The sequence below is a fragment of the Maribacter sp. TH_r10 genome, from assembly GCF_033101095.1.
In the GTDB taxonomy this organism is placed as follows: domain Bacteria; phylum Bacteroidota; class Bacteroidia; order Flavobacteriales; family Flavobacteriaceae; genus Maribacter_A; species Maribacter_A luteus.
This window is the reverse complement of record NZ_JAWMPY010000001.1, coordinates 1,041,066-1,063,684: the sequence shown is the minus strand read 5'-3', so window position 1 is coordinate 1,063,684 and position 22,619 is coordinate 1,041,066. Positions and strand designations below refer to the sequence as shown.

The window sequence follows — 22,619 nt, the reverse complement described above, 5'->3', positions numbered from 1 at the left end:
TTTTAAAAAAATCCCACTTCATTACAATGATGGCATATCAGTACATTTTATAAAAGTCACTGATTACCAATTGGGCCGGTTTATTCTGGGGTGTAAACCTATTATCATTTTCACCCCCTGCCCTATCATGATGAATAAACCATTTCCATACATAACCTCCTGCAAACCAATTCTCTCCCCAAAATTCCTCAAAAATCGCCTTTTTGGCATTTACTTGCCCTTCTAAATTCACGTTTTCGTCATTCCGATCCACCAACCAAGGTTTCTTTGCGGTATAATCCATACTCCTATAACCATATTCCGTGAAAATTACAGGTCTGTTTTTTTCAAGGGAAAAAGCACTCATTTTTTCCTTATGCTTTTTCCAACCCGCTCTCAACTGTTCTACGGAAGGGGTCCTTTCTTCAGAAAGCGGAAAATAGGCATCTATTCCTATAAAATCGATATCTTCCCAAAATGTAGTTTTGGTATACTCGTCCCAATTCGCGGCATAAGTCAATTTACCGGTATAAACACTCCTGATTTTCTGAATGAGATTTTTCCAGAAAACCGGTCTGTTTTTTACAAATCGCTCCAGCTCTGTGCCAATGCACAAAAGCTCCGTATTGGTTTCTTCGGCCAATCGGGCATAGGCCATTAGAAATTTCTCATAAGATTCCTCTAAGGCTTTCCAATCTTTTTCCGATTGCATTTCCAAAGTACCTGTAAACACGCCACGCCAAATCCATATTTGTGGTTTCAACATTACCCGAACACCATTCTTATGAAGCATTTCTATATATTGTTTGGCCCCGCTTTTGGTTTCACCGAACCATTGCCTTTCCGTATCAAAAACGATGTTCGGGGAATTTATTTCCCGAATAAAGCCAAATGGCATAACGGCAGCATGGTTGGCATGTATTTTTAAAATTTCCTTTACTTGCTGCTGGCCTACCTTCTCTCTGGAAGCAACGAAACTTACGCCATTGATTTTTTCAAATTTCTGGCTGGCACAAGAAATCTGTAATAAGCACAACAGCAATATGACCAAAATCCTCATTAACTAGCTATTAATGATTCTAAAATACACTATTTAAAATTATCAGCTAGAAAATAGCCCGTAGACCAATATTAAAAGTCTCACCCAATCCCGTATTACTACCTCTTAAAAAATTAGTGTAAAGCATTTCCACGTTCAAGGCTTTCGTTAGTTGATATTTGGCCCCTCCGCCCATTGCGGTGTAATCCTGATCGAAATTATTACCAAGATCCAATCGTTGGGAGTGCTGCATTAATGCCAATACCGTAAACTTGGAGGTGGGAAAATAACTTAAGAACAATCCAGGAGCCAGAATAAGACTGTTATTTGCAAAGCTTTCGCCTGATTTGCCAAAATGGATTTCAGAATTCAACTCGGTAAACAACTGCCATTTTTCACTCGGAAAGGTATAATCATAGAAAAAACGATTTTGCCATGTATACCCTTTTTGATCTAAAAAAACACCATTTTCCGTTTCATTATCCACCAAAGGGATGAAAAACGAACTTTGAACTGAAAAACTACTTTCTGAGGCAAATGGTACGAATTTCACCGATGGCGCAAATGAAGTAATCCCGGAACGGGCCGTACCCTCTTGCCCATCAAACTTAAAAACATCCAGTGCTTTTCGGTCATTTATCACATTGCTCCTCATTTCTATAATAGCACCGATATTCCACCTTTTGCCCTCACCCACACCCGTATATACTTCAATGGTAGAAGTAAAGAATGTAGATCTCGGGATTCTTCCATCTTCAAAGGTGCTTCGGGTTTCCGTATACAAATTGTTGAACCATTTTAAATCCCACTTTCCTTTGCCTACTAATTTAGAGGGCGTGTATTGTTGAATATTACTTTTTTCAGGCTGATCCTGGCTCCCTTCTTGTGAAAATGCGCTTCGGGAGATAAACAGGATCATCACCAAACCTATAAATGTTTTTATTTTCTGCATCTAATTTGATTAAAGTTGATTTATCATTTTTCGTTCAAAGCCCAGTTATATTCATAAAAGGAAACTTTTGCCTTTTCCGGTAATTTATTAGATCGATACTGATTAATATATTCGACCAAACCCTTTCCGTCTTGGGTAAAATCATTTTTATACCATTCGAAAATCTGGGATATTCCGACCTTATTCTTCTTTACTTGAATGAATAAAGGGTCGTTTAAGGCCAATTTGGTTTGCTCTTCCAATTGAACCTCCAAAGAAGCCGGTGCATAGGCCCTATTTATAATTGGCGGACAACCCAAACCAGCACATACCAAAACAAAATGGAACCGCGGTTCTTCGGGAAAAACAGCCCGCAACATTTCATGTTCTATATCATTAAGGGTTAATTCCCTACCTCCAATTTTATGCTTTTTTTTATCGAAAAAACCGGCCTTATCCAAAGGAGACTCAATAGGATAATTATCTACGACACTTTTGATGACCAAAAGATTGTAACCGTTTATCCAAAAAGCTTGATACTCTTTAGGGTTCTCCTTAGAAACAGTAATTTTCTCCGCCATACCCAGAACCTTATTCATTGAAGAAGGATCCTTTACTATAGCCCTGTAATCTACCTTACCACCGTCAACATACGTTTTAAGAAACGTGTCAGTTGCGGTAAAGAATTCAGCCCCTTCTTGGGCACTCCCCATAAAGACGAATAACAAGGAAAAAATCAAGGCTTTATAGTTTTTAAACATCTTCTTTTATTTACTGATATGAAAGGTTAGTCGAGTCCTTTCAATCTTCTTACGATTAACTTTCAAAATCAAATTACTCTAAAATATATCACAGAAGTATAACAGAAAGATAAAAGGTTTCTCATCCGCTTTCCCGTCATCGCCGGCAAATTCAATGTTATAATAATTGACCCTATAAGGTTCATAAGAAGATATTACCTATTTTTTTAGCACGGAACAATATACATAAACAATTAAAAAACAATTGTTTATGACATTAAAAAAGACTATCATCTCTATAAATCTTAACCTTGGAAGATAAGTTCCTATATTTAGTTACGACTTAAATTTCGACAACCAACAAAAAACACATGGAACATATCGTCATTATCGGCAATGGCATTTCTGGCATTACGGCAGCCAGACATATCAGAAAACTTTCGGATAAACGCATTACCGTTATCTCTGCCGAAACCGACTATTTCTTTTCACGAACGGCCCTGATGTACGTATATATGGGCCATATGAAATTTGAACACACTCAACCCTACGAACCATGGTTCTGGAAAAAGAACAGGATCCAATTGATGAAAGCATTTGTAAAAAATGTAAACCATCAGGATAAATTGCTAGAACTTCAAGAAGGCCAAAGCATTTCATATGATAAGTTGATCATCGCCACGGGATCCAAACCCAATAAGTTTGGATGGCCAGGACAAGATTTAAAAGGGGTTCAGGGATTATACTCAAAGCAAGACTTAGACGGAGTTGAAAAATATGCCCCTGATAACAAAACATGTAAAAGAGCAGTAATCGTGGGTGGTGGACTTATCGGTATTGAACTTGCCGAAATGCTTCGCACCAGGAATATTCCCGTAACCTTCTTGGTTAGGGAAAACAGTTTTTGGAATGGGGTTTTGCCAGCCGGCGAATCACAAATGATCAATGAACATATTCTAGAACATCATATCGATTTAAAATTGGCAACCAACTTGACCGAAATTATCCCAGATGAAAACGGCAGGGCCAAGGCCATAAAAACCGATAAAGATGAAACCATCGAATGTGATTTTGTCGGACTTACCGCTGGGGTTTCACCGAACGTCGATTTTCTAAAGAACAGCGGTATTGATATAGGTAGGGGCGTAAAAGTGAATCGACTGCTAGAAACCAACATCACTGACATCTATGCCATTGGGGACTGCGCCGAACAGCATGAAGCGATAGGCTATCGAAGACCAATAGAAGCCGTATGGTATACGGGAAGAATGATGGGTGAGACCGTAGCCCAGACCATCTGTGGAAACAAAACCGAATATAAACCGGGCCACTGGTTCAATTCGGCTAAATTTTTGGATGTGGAATATCAAACCTACGGCTGGGTATTTAGCGAAAGGTCTAAAAAAGATTCTGAAAAACACTTTCACTGGCGACACCCAAATGAAAAAATATGTATTACAGTCGCCTATCATTCAGATACGAATAAATTTTTAGGAATCAACACCTTCGGAATACGCATGCGACATCAAATTTTTAATCGATGGCTCACCGAAGAACGAAATGTGGAATATGTAATGGAATATTTGAAGGACGCTAATTTCGACCCTGAATTTTATGCACATTATGAGGAGAACATCATTCAGAAATTCAATACTGAAATGGGAACCTCCATTACGCCGAAAAAGAAAAGTTGGAAACGAATTTTTAAAATTGCCTAAGACCAGATGAAAACAATAAAAAACATAGGCCTTATCATATTTTTAATCGGCCTGGCAATTTTTACCGCCTTACCCGTTATCGGCACATATAGCCTTTCTTCAGAACAATTTAGTGATTTTGTGGACCAAAAAGGAATCAAAAGTGAACTGTTCATCACCGATATTGAACAAAATATCGTCGACAAGTCTTTTGATGGTATGCTTGCCTTTGCCCCTAAAGTCACCAAGGCCCTGGAGAATGCCAACGACCTTCATCGAAAAAACAAAGAATATAAGAAAGTCATTTATACCAAGCCCCATGATATGGCCGCTGAACTTGGCAAAAAAGCGGGAAGCGGCTTCATAGTCGATAACAAGGGATTGATGTGGTTTTTGACTTTTGGTCTTGGCATTATCGGTGCGCTGATGTTCATTCTGCCCAATGTGGTTCTATTGGGCCAAAAAGGCATAAAGAACAATGGTATTTATCATGAAAATGCCACGAATAGGGGCTGGATCGCATGGCTGGTCTTTATCTTTCTGGTTTCTTTTTACCTTATATTATACTTTCGATCGGAATATGCCGTGAACTGGACCTACCTCGTAGATCCGATAAGTCAAAGCCTTAGCGGAAATCTTGCCGGACAATGGTTTGTTTATGGCTTTATGTATTGTGTGGTCATGGTTGTTATGGCCATACGCATGTATATAAAATATCGCCATAACATGTACCAAATCGTCAGGACAACATCGGTATTGTTCTTCCAGATCGTATTTGCCTTTTTGATTCCTGAAATCATGGTACGACTTCAAATGCCATATTATGATTTTAAGAATGCCTTTCCGTTGGATTATGATTTCTTTTTCCAATGGAATTTAAAATCATTGCTCAATAGTGGTGGCATAGGTCTTTTTATTCTTGTTTGGGGAATTGTTTTGACCTTGATCATTGTTCCCGTAATGGTTTATTTCTTTGGAAAAAGATGGTATTGCTCTTGGGTCTGTGGCTGTGGTGGTTTGGCTGAAACCTTGGGAGACCCCTATAGACAGCACTCCAGCAAATCCCTTTTTTCGTGGAAAGTTGAACGTTGGTTAATTCATGGGGTCTTATTATTTGCCTTGGTGATGACTGGGTTCACCCTTTATGGCTTTTTTGCCGAAACAAGTACGGTATTAGGCATTAAAGTTCAAAGCATAATGGACACGTATAGTTTTTTGATAGGAGCTGTATTCGCAGGTGTCATTGGTACGGGGTTCTATCCTATTTTCGGTAATCGCGTCTGGTGTCGCTTTGGATGCCCATTGGCTGCTTATTTAGGTTTTGTGCAGCGTTTCAAATCACGATTCAGGATTACCACCAATGGCGGACAATGTATTTCATGTGGAAACTGTTCAACCTATTGTGAACAAGGAATTGATGTTAGGGCCTATGCCCAAAAAGGAGAGAACATCGTTCGCTCCAGTTGTGTGGGTTGCGGTGTATGTTCCGCTGTTTGCCCTAGAGGCGTACTTAAATTGGAGAATGGCCCCGAACAAGGTAGAATAAACCCAACACAGGTTTTGCTGGGGAATGACCCGGATTTAATGGAGTTGGTCAATAACAAGTAAGCATGCTCTTTAGAATACTGATATCATTCCTTTTTGTTTTTGTTTTACCAAAGGAAAACCACTATGAACCTGAATATATCAAGGATTTCTATGAATCCGGCATTCTAAAATCAGAAGGGTGGCTCTTGAATGGACAGAAAACGGGTTACTGGAAATACTATCATAAAAATGGAAAGATTTCAGAACAGGGCCATTATAAATACAATAAAAGAGAAAAGTATTGGTATTTTTACGGTCCTGATAGCATTCGAATCAGAGAAGGTAATTATTTGAAGGGGCATATGAACAGTTGGTGGTTATTTTATGACCACAAAGGAAAAATCAACCACAAATGCCAGCTTTACAGAGGAAAGAAAAACGGATACTGTCTTAAATACAAAAACGAGGAATTGATCTCAGCTGAAAAATATCAAAATGGAAACAAAATCAAGGAATGGTTCAGTTTTACTGATTTTCGCCGAGAAAATAAACTATCCGATTTAAAATAATGACCCATATAAAAGTTATTATCCCCGCTTATAACGAAGCAGATTCGATTGCCCAAGTCATACACGAGATACCTACATCGGTTTCTGAAATAATCGTGGTCAACAATAATTCATCAGATGACACGGCGTCAACCGCTGAAAAAGCCAGTGCCTCGGTCTTTATAAAAACCGTAGTAGCACATCTTCTACAATTGACCAAAACTATATTAATTTTTATAAAATCCCTGTATACCAATGCTTAGAATCGCTACCCTTCTAATAATTGTACTCTCTTGCGTCCTTTCCCATGCACAAGAAGAATTGAATTACCCTAAGGTAATATATGGTCCTCAGGAAATAAAAGCGAATTGGGTGAGTCATCCCGATATTGTTGGAGGGGAAGACCGTATTATCCTGTTTCGCAACACTTTTAAAGTAGATGATACCAACAATGACTTTATCATTAACCTCTCTGCTGATAATCATTATTTTTTATATGTAAATGGTGAACGTATTACCCATGGCCCTCAACTTAGTGATATTAAACACTGGAAATATGAGACCCTAAATTTGAAAAGCTATTTACAAAAAGGTGAAAATGTTGTTGCCATAAAGGTCATCAATTACGGCAGACGGCGATTTTTGGGATTTCAGTCGATTTTTACAAGTCTAATGGTCAATGGTGTTACGGAAAATGCAAAAATACTTACAACTACAGGGCCTGAAGACAATTGGAAATGTGCCATAGACCCTTCTTACAAAGCCATTGAGGTCAACTGGCGCGGAACTGGAGAAAAATCTATAGTCGGCGGGTTTTATGCCAATAACCCTACAGATTACGTGGACAAAAACCATTACCCTCAACATTGGGAAAAACCGGATTTCGATGACACTGATTGGCAAAAAAACAGATTTTACGAAAGCGGAAGTAGCATGGGAGGGTCCATTGCCTATTTACTTGAACCAAGAAACCTGCCATTACTTACTTGGAAAGAAGAGCAAATAAAAAATATTGTACGGTCATCTAGCAAAAAACCAACTACATTCCCCACTTCCGGTGAACTAAGAATCCCCGCAAATAAAAAAATCACTTTCCTTATAGACCAGAATGAAGTAACCAATGGGTTTCCCGAATTAGTCTTTAGTAAAGGCAAAGATGCCAACATCAAGATAAAATATGCAGAAAACCTATTTGGAGAGAACGATAGTAAAGGAGATCGAAACGTCATCGATAATAAAAAACTGTTGGGGTATTATGATTACATCATATCTAATGGACTGATTAACCAAACTTTTATGCCCAATTGGATGCGAACTTTCCGATTTATAGAGTTCGAGATCGAAACCGGGCAACAAGAACTTATACTACACAGCTTTATAAACCATAAATCCAGAACATCAATACCTTCAATTGCAAGTTTTAAATCGGATAACGAAACCTACAATAAAATATTCGATATCTGTAAGAGAACAGTAGATATATGCACACAGGATTACTTCCTAAGTGACGCTTATTATGAGACAATGCAGTATGTAGGGGACACAAAGATCCACGCCCATATTTGGGAAACACTGAGTGGCAATCTGGCCCATACCAAAAATGCCATTCGGCAATTTCATCATTCAAGGGATTCAGAAGGGAATATTCTTGGCGCTTATCCATTACGCTCTACCTTCATCTTCCCAACATATTCCTTAGTATGGGTAGATATGGTTGCCGATCATTACCAACTTACCGGCGACAAAGATTTCATCAATACCTATAAGGATGGGATCATTCACACATTATCAGGTTTTGAAAAAAACATGAATGAATTGAATTTGGTAAACAAAACACCATACCGCTATTTCGTTGATTGGTATTTGGGTCCAAATAATGGTGGGGGTACCGCTACTAAAAATGACGGGGAAAACTCTGCCGTAGTCAGTCTTCATTATGCCCATGCATTGTTGAATGCCTCTAAATTGTTCAAGGCCATAGGTGATGACCACACAGCCAATAAATATAACCAAAGAGTTGAGGAAATCAAGGCATCGGTACATAAGCTTTGTTTTGACTCAAAAAGGAACCTTTTTGCAGAACGTCCCGATAAAACAGTTCATGACCAACATACCAATATAATGGCGATTCTTACCGATGCCATCGATGAAAGTGAACAAAAAGGGCTTTTACAGAAAATCTTAAGTGAAAAAGATTTACTACAAGCTACCTACTATTATCGGTATTACTTATTTGAAGCCATAAAGAAGGTAAATGCACCTGAACTTTTTAGTGAGGCCCAAAAGCCGTGGGAAGGACTTATTGCCGATCATATGACCACCACCTTGGAACGTTTTGAATCCAAAGAAAAACCAACCCGTTCCGAAGTACATCCTTGGAGCGCTTCCCCTGCCTATTTCTATTTCAATTATCTTGCAGGCATACGATCTGCCAAAAATTCATACGAAGAAATTCATATTAGACCAGCGTTTGGGGAACTTAACAACATTGAAGGCATTATGCCAACTCCACATGGCAATATCATCTTCCATTTAAAAAGAAAAGGCAAAAAACTAATGGCAGAGATTACCATACCCGGCGACATGAAAGGTGAGATTTTTTGGAATGAAAAAAGTATCGCTCTGTCTCCTGGAAATAAGAGTTACAACCTTAACTGAGAACAAGAAAAAAATTAATGACCCACATAAAAGTTATTATCCCCGCTTATAACGAAGCAGATTCGATTGCCCAAGTCATACACGAGATACCTACATCGGTTTCTGAAATAATCGTGGTCAACAATAATTCATCAGATGACACGGCGTCAACCGCTGAAAAAGCAGGTGCCACTGTTTTGACCGAGACTAAAATGGGTTATGGTTACGCCTGTCTTCGGGGTATGGAATACATTGCCCAACAATCCAATAAGCCAGATATCATCGTGTTTTTAGACGGAGATTATTCCGACTACCCTGAAGAATTGACTAAACTCACACAACCCATTATTGAACAAAATATTGATTTTGTCATCGGGGCTAGGAACAAAGAATTAAGGGAACCTGGAAGTATGACACCCCAACAGATTTTCGGCAACTGGCTGGCCACTAGTTTAATGAAATTGTTCTTTAGGACAACATTTACAGACCTTGGTCCGTTTAGAGCTATAAAGTACGACAGGTTACTCGCTCTACAGATGGAAGACAAGACCTATGGATGGACGGTGGAAATGCAGTTAAAAGCCTTAAAAAAGCGTTTGACATATATCGAAGTACCAGTACGTTACAAAAAAAGAATAGGCGTGTCCAAGGTGTCGGGTACAGTAAAAGGTAGTATATTTGCTGGCATAAAAATCCTTGGGTGGATTTTTAAATACAGCATTAAGTAATATGGGTCTAATAATTTCTTATATAATCATCGCCATATACAGCATTGCGCTGTTATTGATTTTCTTTTATAGTTTGGCACAATTGAATTTACTGGTTAATTATTTAAGCTATAAACGTCAAAACCAGAACGCACCGAAGTATAACCTTCTAGATCCAAAAGAAATTCCTTTCGTAACCATTCAACTCCCCGTATACAACGAAGAGTACGTTATGGAGCGATTGTTAGAGAATATCGCAAAAATAGAATACCCCAAAAGTAAACTCGAAATACAAGTCCTCGATGATTCTACGGATGACTCCGTTAATATAACCTCTGAGCGTATCAAGGAATTGCAGGATAGTGGATTGGACATTCAACATATCCGACGCGAAAACAGACAAGGTTTTAAAGCCGGGGCACTTAAAGAAGGCCTAGAAATAGCCAAAGGGGACTTTATCGCCATTTTCGATGCCGACTTTCTTCCAGACCCTGATTGGTTAAAGAAAACGGTTATTTACTTTAAAGATGAGGAAATCGGGGTTGTACAGACCCGCTGGGGGCATATCAACCGGGATTATTCAACATTGACAAGAATACAGGCTTTCGCCTTGGATGCACATTTTACCCTAGAGCAAGTTGGCCGAAACGCGAAAGGCCATTTCATCAATTTTAATGGTACCGCGGGTATTTGGAGAAAAGAATGCATTTTAGATGCCGGAAACTGGGAAGGTGATACTTTAACCGAAGACCTTGACCTTAGTTATAGGGCCCAATTGAAAAATTGGAAATTCAAATATCTCGAAGATGTTGAAACCCCTGCAGAATTACCTGTTGTAATCAGTGCGGCACGTTCACAACAATTTCGTTGGAACAAGGGAGGGGCCGAGAATTTCAGAAAAACGGTCTGGAAAGTCATTACTGCCAAGAACATACCCTTCAAAACCAAATTTCATGGCGTTATGCACCTATTGAACAGCTCAATGTTCTTATGTGTATTCTTAGTTTCATTATTGAGTATACCGGCCATGTACATTAAAGCTCTTTATCCCGAATTGGATTGGGCCTTTGACGTATTGAGCTTCTTTGTTTTAAGTACGATCATTTTATTTGTTTGTTATTGGTTCACATATAAGAGTATACAAGGCAGTAGCTTTGATAACTTTCTTGATTACATTAAACTTTTCTTCACTTTCTTCTCGGTCGCATTGGGCTTTTCATTACACAATTCCATTGCCGTATTGGAAGGTCATATGGGCAAAAGAAGCGAGTTTGTAAGAACACCTAAATTTAACCTGAATAATCTTAGCGATAGCTGGAAAGGCAATAAGTACCTAGCCAAAAAACTATCTCCGAACATGATATTGGAATTTGCCCTAATGGTTTATTTCCTTTTCGGAATGTACAGCGCCGTTCCCTTGAATGATTTTGGGCTTTTCCCATTCCATTTTATGTTATTCGCGGGATTTAGTTTTGTGTTCTTTAAATCACTTACAGCCCGGGCGTAGCAATTCTGATTTCCCTCATTGCAACAATGAAGATGGTTTCATTATTGTTTACCATTTTTTTCGGTTATTTGCAGTAAACCAATTTGCAACCTATAATGCCCAATTCTATTGTTACCTATTGGAAACTGCACAAGATTCCGATACTATTGGCACTTTTGAGCCTTGGGTTTTACTATACATTCGCTTACCATCTGGATCGTACCGATTTCATTAAGCTGATTAGCTTGTTCGGCGCATTGTTCTTCCTATGTTATAAACTTATCCAATTTGAAAAATGGAATTTCAAGTTCTTACTGGCCGTAGGGCTTCTTTTTAGAGTATTGTTCCTCTTTGTTGAGCCCAACCTCTCCCAAGATTATTTTCGATTTATTTGGGATGGGGAGTTGGTACGTAATTTTATTAATCCGTATTTGGATGTTCCGAACACTTTGATAACAAAAAAAGACCTGATTATTCCTAATGCCGATGTGTTATACCATGGAATGGGTGAATTAAGCGCAAAACACTTTAGTAATTACCCCCCATTGAATCAATTTATTTTTGGTTTGTGTTCTTATTTGGGCGGACAAAGTATTCTAGGCACCTTAATAGCAATGCGTTCCATTATAATTATTTCAGATGTCGGAATTATATATTTTGGACGCAAATTGCTGAAAAACCTTAATCTCTCACCTCATTTGATCTTTTGGTATTTCCTGAATCCGTTGATAATTATCGAACTTACCGGAAACCTACATTTTGAAGGGGTAATGCTCTGCTTTTTCGTGGTATCAATGTATCTCTTATCTGTGAAAAAATGGATATTCGCAGCCGTGATTTATGCGCTTTCCATATCGGTTAAGCTTATTCCGTTGATGTTCTTGCCCTTGTTCTTAAAACATCTCGGAATAAAAAAAAGTTTGCTTTTCTATTCGGTAGTTGCTGTAACGTCTTTGGTATTGGCCGCACCTTTTATCACAACCGGGTTCGTTGAAAATTATTCCGAAACCGTTGGTCTTTGGTTCTCCAATTTTGAATTCAATGCCGGTTTTTACAATATCATAAAAGAAATAGCGACCCGATTCGATGCAAAACCATGGGAATTGATAAAAACTTACGGAAACGCTGTTCCATATACCGTCATACTTTTTGTGATCTTAATTACGTTCCTTAGAAAAAACCAGAATTTATCGGTTTTGATTTCCTCCATGCTCTGGATCCTTACCGCGTATTACCTACTGGCCACGATCGTTCACCCTTGGTACATCGTTTTTTTGGTCTTCCTCACGATTTTTACAAATTATAGATTTTCCATAGTTTGGTCCTTAATGGTCATCCTTAGCTATTATGCATATTCCCAAACCGATTTCAAGGAACATTTAGGTATTCTTTCTGTTGAATATATTTTTGTTTATGGATTTTTAATTTCCGAATTATTCAGTCATCATGGGCAAAAACTACTTTTTCACAAAAAATAATTCGAGCCCATTGTCGTTTGGATATAATTTGTACATTTGATTCATAATGAGGAACGAATTACATATTTCTACGATTATTTGGACATCTGCTCCAAATCGTTCTTTCACACCCACACGTCGCCGCCCGTAAGGGTGTATCTTATTATGGAAATAGGTGAGTCCATTTCCGCAAAATCTTCAAACAAATCATTTTTCAAATCAATTAATACCATTAGTAACAATGGAAATTGTTATTGCTAACGAATCCCATTTCAAATACGCAGAAGTAATTTGTGAAACAATTGCCGAATCAGCAAAGGTTCGAGGAACGGGTATTGCCAAAAGAACTCCGGAATACATTCTTCAAAAACTGGAAAAAGGCAATGCGGTCATCGCTTTGGATGATGGTAAATTCGTAGGATTCTGTTATATAGAAGTTTGGGGCCATGAAAAATATGTGGCCAACTCCGGACTGATTGTTCATCCAGATTATAGAAATCTGGGGATGGCAAAAAAAATCAAAAAAGCCGTTTTTGAGCTTTCCACCAAGAAATTCCCAACTGCCAAGATTTTTGGGATCACTACTGGGTTGGCGGTTATGAAAATAAATTATGAGTTAGGTTACCAACCCGTAACATTTTCAGAACTTACCGATGACCCACAATTCTGGAAAGGTTGCCAAACCTGCAAGAATTTTGACATTCTTACCCGTACCGAACAAAAAATGTGCTTATGCACCGGTATGTTATATGATCCAGCGAAAAAACAAGCAGCCAAGAAAAAAGAAAAAGTGAACAGTAAAGCTTTCCAAAGATTAAAAAGTATCAAGGAACAGCTATTCTTAAAAAAGAAACAAAAAAATTAGACCTCAATTCGAGGACAAAAACCAATAACCATGAAAAAATTAGTTTTAGCATACAGTGGAGGTTTAGACACTTCTTACTGTGCAAAGTATTTATCAAAAGATCAAGGATTCGAAGTGCACGCGGTGAGTGTGAATACCGGTGGATTTTCAGACGAGGAGATTGCTACCATTAATTCAAAGGCATTGGAGTTGGGGGCAACAACCTATACTTCTATCAATGCCGTAAAGACTTTTTATGAAAAGGTCGTCAAATATTTGATTTTCGGAAACGTACTTAAAAACAACACATATCCGCTATCGGTAAGTGCCGAACGGATCGTTCAGGCCATTGAGATCGTGAACTACGCAAAGAAAATCGGTGCTAAGTATATTGCACATGGCAGTACCGGAGCCGGTAACGATCAAGTTAGGTTTGATATGATCTTTCAAATCATAGCCCCGGAAATAGAGATCATCACCCCGATTAGGGACAATAAACTTTCCAGGGAATATGAAATAGAATATTTGCAGAAAAACGGGGTCGATTATCCTTGGAACAAAGCCAAATATTCAATTAATAAAGGACTTTGGGGTACTTCCGTTGGTGGTGAGGAAACCCTAACTTCCAATTTACCCTTGCCAGACAGTGCTTACCCCAGCCAATTACAGGAGAAAAACCCTTCAGAGGTAACCTTGACGTTCGAAAAAGGGGAATTGGTTGCCATTGATGGTAAAAAAGACCATCCTGTGGCCAATATCGAAAAATTAGAGGCCATGGCATCAAAATATGCCATAGGACGGGATATTCACGTGGGTGATACAATCATCGGAATAAAAGGAAGGGTCGGTTTCGAAGCCGCCGCCGCCCTTATAATCATAAAAGCTCACCATCTTCTGGAAAAACATACTTTAAGTAAATGGCAACAATTCCAGAAAGAGCAACAAGGTAATTTCTATGGTATGCTATTACATGAAGGCAATTATCTTGATGAAGTTATGCGTAATATCGAAGCATTCCTTACCGACACCCAAAAGAATGTCTCTGGGGATGTATTCGTAAGTCTGTATCCTTTCCAATTTAGATTGAACGGAATTTCATCCGAACACGATTTAATGAATGCCTCCTTTGGCAGTTATGGAGAAATGCATAAGGGATGGACGGCAGATGAAGCCAAGGGCTTTATCAAAATAATATCGAATGCAGGAAAAATATATAATCACGTAAATCACAACAATGATTAAAGCAGGTATTATCGGTGGATCCGGTTATACAGGAGGAGAATTGATCCGAATTCTACTGAACCACCCAAAAGTGGAAATAGATTTCGTGTTCAGCACCACCAGGGCAGATAAGGAGATAACCACTGCCCATCCCGATTTATTGGGGTTGACCGATTTAAAGTTTACGGGTAAGGTGAATTTGGATGTGGATGTAGTTTTCCTTTGTTTGGGACATGGTAATTCGACCAAATTCCTAGACGGGAACAAATTCTCGGGTACAACCCGTATTATTGACCTTAGCAACGATTTTAGGCTTAAGAACGATTCTATATACGATACAAAGAAATTTGTATACGGCCTTCCTGAATTAAATAAGGAAAGTATTTCCCATGCTGAATATATAGCAAATCCCGGATGCTTTGCAACAGCTATTGAATTGGCCCTATTGCCATTGGCCAAAGCCCAATTGCTGAAATCCCAAATACATGTAAATGCCGTAACTGGTAGCACGGGTGCAGGTGTTAGTCCGTCGGCAACAACACATTTCAGTTGGCGAAATGGCAATGTTTCTTGGTATAAACCTTTTACCCATCAACATTTGGGGGAAATAAATGAGAGCATAAAATCCTTACAAGAAAACACTGGGGAAATCATGTTCTTACCCATGCGGGGTAATTTCACAAGAGGCATAATGGCCACGGCTTATACTCCTTTCGAGGGTAGTTTGGATGAGGCCTTACAGATGTATAAGCATTTTTATGCCGATGCCGCGTTTACTCAAATTGCCTTGGAACCCATCAATCTAAAACAGGTGGTGAACACCAATCAATGTCATATACATTTACATAAACATAATGATGTGCTTTTGATCACTTCAGCCATTGATAATTTATTGAAAGGGGCTTCGGGACAAGCCGTACAGAACATGAACCTGATGTTTGGCTTGCCGGAAGGTGAAGGATTGCAATTGAAAGCGGGGGTCTTTTAGAAATCATAAATCAATCGACCTCACTTAAGACCTGTTTTTAAAAATATTAGAATTAGATAAATTCCCGTTTTGGGGAAGCCAAAAAAGATATTATCCATGAAAATAGCCATAATAGGAGCCGGTAACCTTGGACTCTCAATTGCCAAGGGAATCTTGAAAAGTAACGGTGCTACGAAAATGTACCTGACCAAAAGAAATATCGCTGACATAGAACATTTTGAAAAATATGGAATTGTTACGGTTACCTCTGATAATAGGGAGGCCGTTAAAAATTCGGATATATTGATTTTTGCGGTACAGCCTTTACACATAGCAGAATTATTAGAGGACCTTAAGGACCTACTCACTGAAAATCATGTTATTATATCTACAATTACCGGATATAGTATTGAAAAGATGGAGAATATTTTGGGCAAAGACCATAATATAATAAGGAGTATGCCCAATACCGCTATCTCAGTAGGTAAATCAATGACCTGTATTTGCGCCAACGAAAAAGGAAAAAAACGTATAGAATTGGCAAAAGCCATTTTCAACCGAATGGGGCATTCGATGGAAATCCCTGAAGTACAAATGCAGGCGGCCACCGTTATCTGTGCCAGTGGAATCGCTTTTTGGATGCGTTTGATACGCGCCACCACCCAAGGAGCCATACAATTAGGTTTTGACGCTAAAGAAGCTCAAGAACTGGCCATGCATACCTGCGATGGGGCGGCCGGATTGTTGATCGCATCCGGGAATCATCCTGAGGAGGAAATTGACAAAGTGACCACACCAATGGGCTGTACCATTCAAGGGTTGAACGAAATGGAACATCATGGACTCAGCTCTTCATTAATACAAGGTATTGTGGCTTCCTTTGATAAAATCAGTGAATTTAAAAAAGTGAACCAATGAAATTATTCGATGTATATCCCCTCTATGATGTAACTCCCGTTTCCGCTAAAGGCATTGTGGTTACCGATGACAAGGGTCAAGAATATTTGGATTTTTATGGAGGCCATGCCGTAATATCCATCGGGCATACGCACCCACATTATGTAAACCGAATCAAGGACCAATTGGATAAAATCGGATTTTACAGCAATGCCGTTCAAAATCCGTTACAAGTGGAATTGGCAACAAAACTCGGTAAGCTTTCACAATGTGTGGACTATAACCTTTTCCTATGTAATTCTGGGGCCGAAGCAAATGAGAACGCTCTGAAATTAGCTTCTTTTCAAACGGGAAAATCCAGGGTCATCGCCTTTAAGAACAGTTTTCATGGGAGAACATCGGCCGCAGTTGCCGCAACCGATAACGAAAAAATAAATGCTCCCTTGAACAAACAACAAAAAGTCACCTTTTTACCCTTTGATGATAGTACTGCCTTTGAAAACGAAGTCAAGAAGGGGGATGTTTGTGCCGTGATCATTGAAACGATTCAAGGTGTTGGTGGTTTGGATGAGCCTTCTGCAGCTTTTTATCAAAAAATAGCCGCCATCAGCAAGGAAAACGAGGTTATTCTTATCGCGGACGAGGTTCAGTCAGGCTTTGGACGAAGTGGAAAATTCTTTGCGTTCCAACACCATAATATACAACCCGATATCATTACGATTGCAAAAGGCATGGGTAATGGTTTTCCCGTGGCAGGTGTATTGATCCATGAAAAGATAGAAGCTTCTTATGGTTTGTTGGGCACCACTTTTGGCGGTAACCATTTAGCCTGTGCAGCCACGTTAGCCGTACTCGAGGTTATGGAAAAAGAGCACCTTATGGCCAATGCCCATCACCTTGGTGAGTATTTTTTAAACAAAGCCAAGGAAATCCCACAGGTTAAAAGAACCAAGGGCAAAGGATTGATGCTAGGGCTAGAATTCGACTTTGAGGTGGCCGAACTACGGAAAAAATTAATCTATGAACACCACCTATTCACCGGTGGTGCAAAAGACAAACATGTATTGCGCATTTTACCTGCCTTGAATATTACAAAGGCCGATATGGATGTGTTTTTCGATAAATTGAAAATGGCCCTATCATGAGTTTACTACTGAATATTGAGCAACGAAATGCCGTTCTGAATTCCATGATACAATGGTTGCAAAAGGAAAAGAACACTCTTTTGGAAGCCAATAAAAAGGACATGGAAAGTTATAGTGGCGCCGATATAGCCATGTACGATCGCCTAAAGGTCGATGACGACAAGATCAAGGGTATGATTAAGTCCTTGCAGGAATTGGCCCAATTGGATGACCCCTTGAATATAGAACGATTCCATTTTGAACATGAAAACGGAATGTCCGTCAGTAACAGAACCGCCCCCTTCGGAACGGTATTGATTATATATGAATCACGGCCAGACGTGACTATTGAAGCAGCGGGAATAGCCTTTAAATCGGGCAATAAAATTTTACTGAAGGGAGGAAAGGAATCCTTGAACAGCAACTTGGTCTTGGTAGACCTTTGGCACAAAGCCTTGCATGAAAACCAAGTTTCAACGGAATGGGTCGAATATTTGCAATTCAATCGAAGTGAAACCCAAGCATTTTTGGAAAATCCGACCCAGAAATTGGATTTGATCGTACCCCGAGGTGGCGAAAAATTAATTGCCTTTGTAAAACAACATGCGACCTGCCCCGTAATTGTAAGTGGCCGAGGAAATAATTTTGCCTTTGTCGATGTTGATGCCGACCAAGAAATGGCCCTTGACATCATTATCAATGCAAAGACCACCAAAATATCAGCATGCAACGCTTTGGACAAGGTTTTGATCCATGATCGATTACCAAACAAATCAGCATTTTTGGACAAGCTGGTTGCGAGGTTATTGGAAAGCAATGTTGCCATATGGGTCGATGGGCATTTAGATGGACTAGCGAACACTTCCCAGGTTACGGATGATGCCATTTGGTTTGAAGAGTTTTTGGATTATAAGATCCTATTCGGCCAGGTAACCAATTTGGAAGAGGCGATTGAGAAAATCAACCAATATGGAGGCGGACATTCTGCAGCCATCATCACAAAAAATGAAAATACCGCCACCGAGTTCATGAACAGTGTCGATACTGCGGCGGTTTACCACAATGCATCAACCCGATTTACGGACGGTGGTCAATTCGGACTTGGAGGCGAATTAGCCATAAGTACAGATAAATTGCACCAAAGAGGTCCGATCGGATTACAACATCTGGTAACCAACAAATGGTATGTTAAGGGGAATGGGCAAGTGCGGTAACATAACACTGTTGGTTATTTAAAGGCTGACAGATTGAAGAAAAATCGAATGGACAAAAAAAGAATCTTATTAAAAATAGGCAGTAATACCTTGACCAAGGAAACCGATCAGATTTCCAGAGGGAAAATTGAGGATATCGGCAGACAGATTGAAGCTTTAAAAGATGAATATGAATTCATTATCGTAAGTTCTGGGGCCATTGCCGCCGCCAAACAATTCGTGAAATTGGAACATCATGGGGAAGAAATGAACGTGAAACAAGCCTTGGCTTCAATCGGGCAACCACATCTGATGCGTATTTTTCAAGAAAATTTTCGGGAATTGGGACTTTTCACCTCCCAATGTCTTTTGTCTTATTCAGATTTTGAAAATGCCGATGCCAAGGCCAATATCAAAAACACAATCAATGTATTGGTCGCGAACAATTTCATTCCCATTATCAATGAAAATGATACCGTTGCCACAGATGAGATCCAATTTGGGGACAACGATAAACTGGCAGCGTTGACCGCTGCATTGTTAAAAGCCGACCTTTTGATGATCGCGACGAATACCTATGGCATTTACACCAAGGAATCTTTTAAAAATGGAACTCCTGAAACCATTGCAACGGTTTCCGGAACGCAACATTTAACTAAAGAAATAAGCTCATCCAAGTCCTCCCATGGCACAGGAGGAATGCAATCGAAGATAGAAGCGGCAACTATTGCCCAAGAAGCAGGTATTGAGACCTGGATCGTAAACGGGTTGAAAGACAATTTCATTTCAGATGCCATAAAAGACATCAGTAAGCATACCAAAATAATAGTAAGATGAAAAACTACCTCTCTATAACCGATATCGATTCATTGCCCAAATGGGTCAAGGAGGCTCGGTCTTTAAAGATAAATCCTGTTGCTCATAAGGGTTTAGGCACAAACAAGACCATTGGTCTTCTATTCTTCAACAATAGTCTTAGAACCCGATTGAGTACGCAAAAGGCTGCCATGAACTTAGGTATGGAAGTTATGGTCATGAATTTTGGGAACGAAGGTTGGGCCCTTGAATATGGGGATGGCACCATAATGGATCAAGGCACATCGGAACATATAAAGGAAGCCGCCCAAGTAATCTCCCAATATTGTGACATTATCGCCATACGTGCTTTTGCCTCTTTGACCGATAAGGCAAAAGACGAATCGGAAGAGGTTTTGAACGGATTTAAAAAATACTCAACTGTACCCATTGTGAACATGGAAAGCTCGACAGGGCACCCGCTACAGGCCTTAGCCGATGCAATAACGTTGGCTGAACACAACACCAAGGACAGGCCAAAAGTAGTTCTGTCGTGGGCCCCACATCCCAAAGCATTGCCCCATGCCGTGGCCAATTCGTTTGTACAAATGATGCAGTTACAAGATGCCGAATTTGTAATCACCCACCCTGAAGGCTACGAATTGGACCCGAATATAACCAAAGATGCGAGCATTGAATATGACCAAAAGAAGGCTTTTGAAAATGCCGACTTTGTCTATGCGAAAAACTGGAGTAATTATTCAAACTACGGTATGGTACTTAATCAAGACCCCGATTGGATGATTACCAAGGATAAGTTGGGAGGTGCTAAATTTATGCATTGTCTTCCTGTTCGTAGAAATGTAATCGTTGAGGATAGCGTTCTCGACAGCCAACAATCTTTGGTCATAGAAGAAGCCAATAACAGAACCTATGCGGCGCAACTTGTACTTAAAAAAATCCTTGAAGATTTAGAATGAAACAGCAATTATCCATAGTTAAGATAGGTGGGAATGTCATCGAAAACCAAGTTGAGTTGGAACAGTTTTTACTGAACTTCTCGAAACTGAAAGGATTGAAGATATTGGTGCATGGTGGCGGAAAATTGGCCACGAAATTGGCCGCCCAATTAGGTATTGAATCCCAAATGTCGAATGGAAGACGTATTACCGACGCCAAAAGCCTTGAAGTTATTACTATGGTTTATGGCGGACTTACCAATAAGAACATTGTCTCGAAATTACAGGCATTGGGCACAAATGCCCTTGGACTAAGTGGTGCAGACGGCAACAGCATACAGGCGCATAAGCGACCGGTAAAAGAAATTGATTTCGGGTTCGTTGGGGATATTGACGGGATAAATGCAGATTTTTTGAATTCAGTACTCAGTACAGGTATCACCCCGGTTTTTTGCGCAATTTCCCATGACGGAAAAGGTCAACTTTTGAATACCAATGCAGACACCATTGCTTCAGAAATCGCTATCGGGATGAGCCCGATTTTTGATACGACACTTTATTATTGCTTTGAGAAAAAAGGGGTTTTAAAAGATGTGGAAGACGAAAATTCCGTGATTCAACAAATCAACACAGAAACGTATTCCGATCTATTACAACAAAAAGTGATAGCCGATGGAATGCTTCCCAAAATGGAAAATTGTTTTCATGCACTGAACAATCATGTCCGCAAAGTTTGTATCGGTGATATTTCAATGCTTCAACCAAATACCAAATTATTTACGACAATTACCTTATGAAAATAGAACAAGAGGAGCTAACTGAAAAAGCAATCGAGTTATTGAAAGAACTCATATCCATTCAATCATTTTCTGGGGAAGAGCATCACACGGCCGAGGCCATTGAAAATTGGTTCAAAGCATTTGATATTCCATTCCAACGGAAAGACAACAATGTAATCGCAAAAAACAAACATTGGGACGACACCAAACCCACTTTACTGTTAAACTCCCACCACGATACCGTTAAACCCAATACCGCATATACCAAAGACCCTTTTCATCCTCATATCGAAGACGGAAAGTTATTTGGCTTGGGCAGTAATGATGCCGGTGGCCCCCTTGTATCACTAATCGCTACTTTCACAAAATTCTATGATCAAGAGGATTTAAACCATAACCTATTGATCGCCGCTACGGCCGAGGAAGAAAACGCAGGTCCAAAAAGTCTCAGGGGATTATTGCCTAGTTTACCAAAAATTGATGTTGCTATAGTGGGAGAACCGACACTTATGAATTTGGCCATTGCCGAAAAAGGATTGGTTGTTTTCGATGCCGTGGTAAAAGGTACTCCGTCACATGCCGCCCACCCGAACGAAGACAATTCGATCTATAATACCATTAAGGTGCTGGATTGGTTTAAAAACTACAAGTTCGACAAGGTTTCCGAAGTGCTGGGCGAAGTAAAACTTACGGTAACCCAAATCAACGCAGGAACCCAACATAATGTTGTTCCCGCCCATACCGATTTGGTCATCGACGTTAGGGTGAATGATTGCTACAGCAATTCAGAAATAGCGAATATACTGAAAGCCGAAGCCCCGTGTGAATTACAAGAACGTTCACTCCGATTGAATTCATCCTCAATAGATAAAAACCATCCGTTGGTACAATCAGGAGTAAATTTAGGTCGGGAAACTTACGGTTCCCCTACTTTGTCGGATCAAGCGGCACTTACTTGCCAATCGATGAAATTAGGCCCAGGTGACAGTACCCGTTCCCATTCCGCAGATGAGTATATTTACGTGAATGAAATCGAAGAAGGAATAGATATTTACATTAAATTATTACAAGGATTCCTTATTGGTCAATAGT

At 39.6% G+C, this 22,619-nt stretch carries 20 protein-coding genes and 1 pseudogene; 18 read left to right on the top strand and 3 right to left on the bottom strand.

The annotated features are described in order from the left end of the window. Window positions 1-37: 37 nt before the first annotated feature. Genes R3X28_RS04395 through R3X28_RS04385 form a run of 3 tightly spaced genes read right to left on the bottom strand, consistent with a single transcriptional unit; the run spans window position 38 to window position 2,710 of the window. Window positions 38-1,039 (bottom strand): glycoside hydrolase family 113, encoded by a 1,002-nt coding sequence (locus tag R3X28_RS04395; protein ID WP_317662716.1) that lies wholly within the window; start codon window positions 1,037-1,039, stop codon window positions 38-40. 46 nt (window positions 1,040-1,085) lie between these two features. After that, entirely contained in the window at window positions 1,086-1,970 is an 885-nt protein-coding gene (locus R3X28_RS04390) for a hypothetical protein (protein ID WP_317662714.1), read from the bottom strand. Window positions 1,971-1,993: 23 nt separating this feature from the next. Continuing rightward, on the bottom strand, window positions 1,994-2,710 hold the full coding sequence (locus R3X28_RS04385) for a DUF547 domain-containing protein (RefSeq protein WP_317662712.1): 717 nt from the start codon (window positions 2,708-2,710) through the stop codon (window positions 1,994-1,996). A gap of 350 nt (window positions 2,711-3,060) precedes the next feature. On the opposite strand from R3X28_RS04385, the gene R3X28_RS04380 reads away from it, so the two are divergent. The 18 genes and pseudogenes from R3X28_RS04380 to R3X28_RS04295 all read left to right on the top strand — a co-directional run bounded on the left by R3X28_RS04380 (window position 3,061) and on the right by R3X28_RS04295 (window position 22,618). Then, window positions 3,061-4,407: an FAD/NAD(P)-binding oxidoreductase gene (locus R3X28_RS04380; RefSeq protein ID WP_317662710.1), complete on the top strand. Its 1,347-nt coding sequence runs from the start codon at window positions 3,061-3,063 to the stop codon at window positions 4,405-4,407. 6 nt (window positions 4,408-4,413) lie between these two features. After that, the gene (locus tag R3X28_RS04375; RefSeq protein WP_317662708.1) at window positions 4,414-5,994 is read left to right on the top strand and encodes a 4Fe-4S binding protein; all 1,581 of its coding nucleotides are present in this window, start codon (window positions 4,414-4,416) and stop codon (window positions 5,992-5,994) included. A 2-nt stretch (window positions 5,995-5,996) separates the two neighbouring features. Next, entirely contained in the window at window positions 5,997-6,482 is a 486-nt protein-coding gene (locus tag R3X28_RS04370) for a toxin-antitoxin system YwqK family antitoxin (RefSeq protein WP_154362883.1), read from the top strand. Then, window positions 6,482-6,640, top strand: a pseudogene (locus R3X28_RS04365) (glycosyltransferase); the annotation flags it as partial. The gene R3X28_RS04370 and the pseudogene R3X28_RS04365, both read left to right, overlap by 1 nt. 76 nt (window positions 6,641-6,716) lie before the next feature. Then, a complete protein-coding gene (locus tag R3X28_RS04360; RefSeq protein ID WP_317662705.1) occupies window positions 6,717-9,119 on the top strand; it encodes an alpha-L-rhamnosidase C-terminal domain-containing protein in 2,403 nt (800 codons plus the stop codon). A 17-nt stretch (window positions 9,120-9,136) separates the two neighbouring features. Continuing rightward, on the top strand, window positions 9,137-9,826 hold the full coding sequence (locus R3X28_RS04355) for a glycosyltransferase family 2 protein (RefSeq protein WP_317662703.1): 690 nt from the start codon (window positions 9,137-9,139) through the stop codon (window positions 9,824-9,826). 1 nt (window position 9,827) lies between these two features. After that, window positions 9,828-11,312 (top strand): glycosyltransferase family 2 protein, encoded by a 1,485-nt coding sequence (locus R3X28_RS04350; protein ID WP_317662701.1) that lies wholly within the window; start codon window positions 9,828-9,830, stop codon window positions 11,310-11,312. A 95-nt stretch (window positions 11,313-11,407) separates the two neighbouring features. Further along, window positions 11,408-12,769, top strand: coding sequence for a mannosyltransferase (locus tag R3X28_RS04345; RefSeq protein ID WP_317662699.1), 1,362 nt, complete (start codon window positions 11,408-11,410; stop codon window positions 12,767-12,769). 220 nt (window positions 12,770-12,989) lie between these two features. Further along, window positions 12,990-13,613, top strand: a complete 624-nt coding sequence (locus R3X28_RS04340) for a GNAT family N-acetyltransferase (protein ID WP_154362891.1) — start codon at window positions 12,990-12,992, stop codon at window positions 13,611-13,613. 30 nt (window positions 13,614-13,643) lie between these two features. After that, entirely contained in the window at window positions 13,644-14,834 is a 1,191-nt protein-coding gene (gene argG / locus R3X28_RS04335) for an argininosuccinate synthase (protein ID WP_282053531.1), read from the top strand. After that, window positions 14,827-15,801 (top strand): N-acetyl-gamma-glutamyl-phosphate reductase, encoded by a 975-nt coding sequence (argC, locus tag R3X28_RS04330; RefSeq protein WP_317662696.1) that lies wholly within the window; start codon window positions 14,827-14,829, stop codon window positions 15,799-15,801. Before argG ends, argC begins: the two co-directional genes overlap by 8 nt. A gap of 96 nt (window positions 15,802-15,897) precedes the next feature. Next, entirely contained in the window at window positions 15,898-16,698 is an 801-nt protein-coding gene (gene proC, locus R3X28_RS04325) for a pyrroline-5-carboxylate reductase (RefSeq protein WP_154362898.1), read from the top strand. After that, window positions 16,695-17,822: an aspartate aminotransferase family protein gene (locus tag R3X28_RS04320; protein WP_317662691.1), complete on the top strand. Its 1,128-nt coding sequence runs from the start codon at window positions 16,695-16,697 to the stop codon at window positions 17,820-17,822. The genes proC and R3X28_RS04320 overlap by 4 nt, the downstream gene beginning before the upstream one ends. After that, a complete protein-coding gene (locus R3X28_RS04315) occupies window positions 17,819-19,015 on the top strand; it encodes a glutamate-5-semialdehyde dehydrogenase (protein WP_317662689.1) in 1,197 nt (398 codons plus the stop codon). Before R3X28_RS04320 ends, R3X28_RS04315 begins: the two co-directional genes overlap by 4 nt. Before the next feature lie 48 nt (window positions 19,016-19,063). Then, a complete protein-coding gene (proB, locus tag R3X28_RS04310; RefSeq protein WP_317662687.1) occupies window positions 19,064-19,831 on the top strand; it encodes a glutamate 5-kinase in 768 nt (255 codons plus the stop codon). Continuing rightward, window positions 19,828-20,769 (top strand): N-acetylornithine carbamoyltransferase, encoded by a 942-nt coding sequence (locus R3X28_RS04305; RefSeq protein WP_317662685.1) that lies wholly within the window; start codon window positions 19,828-19,830, stop codon window positions 20,767-20,769. Before proB ends, R3X28_RS04305 begins: the two co-directional genes overlap by 4 nt. Then, window positions 20,766-21,545: an acetylglutamate kinase gene (gene argB, locus R3X28_RS04300; protein WP_317662683.1), complete on the top strand. Its 780-nt coding sequence runs from the start codon at window positions 20,766-20,768 to the stop codon at window positions 21,543-21,545. The genes R3X28_RS04305 and argB overlap by 4 nt, the downstream gene beginning before the upstream one ends. Next, window positions 21,542-22,618 (top strand): M20 family metallo-hydrolase, encoded by a 1,077-nt coding sequence (locus R3X28_RS04295; RefSeq protein WP_317662681.1) that lies wholly within the window; start codon window positions 21,542-21,544, stop codon window positions 22,616-22,618. Before argB ends, R3X28_RS04295 begins: the two co-directional genes overlap by 4 nt. Window position 22,619 lies beyond the last annotated feature (1 nt).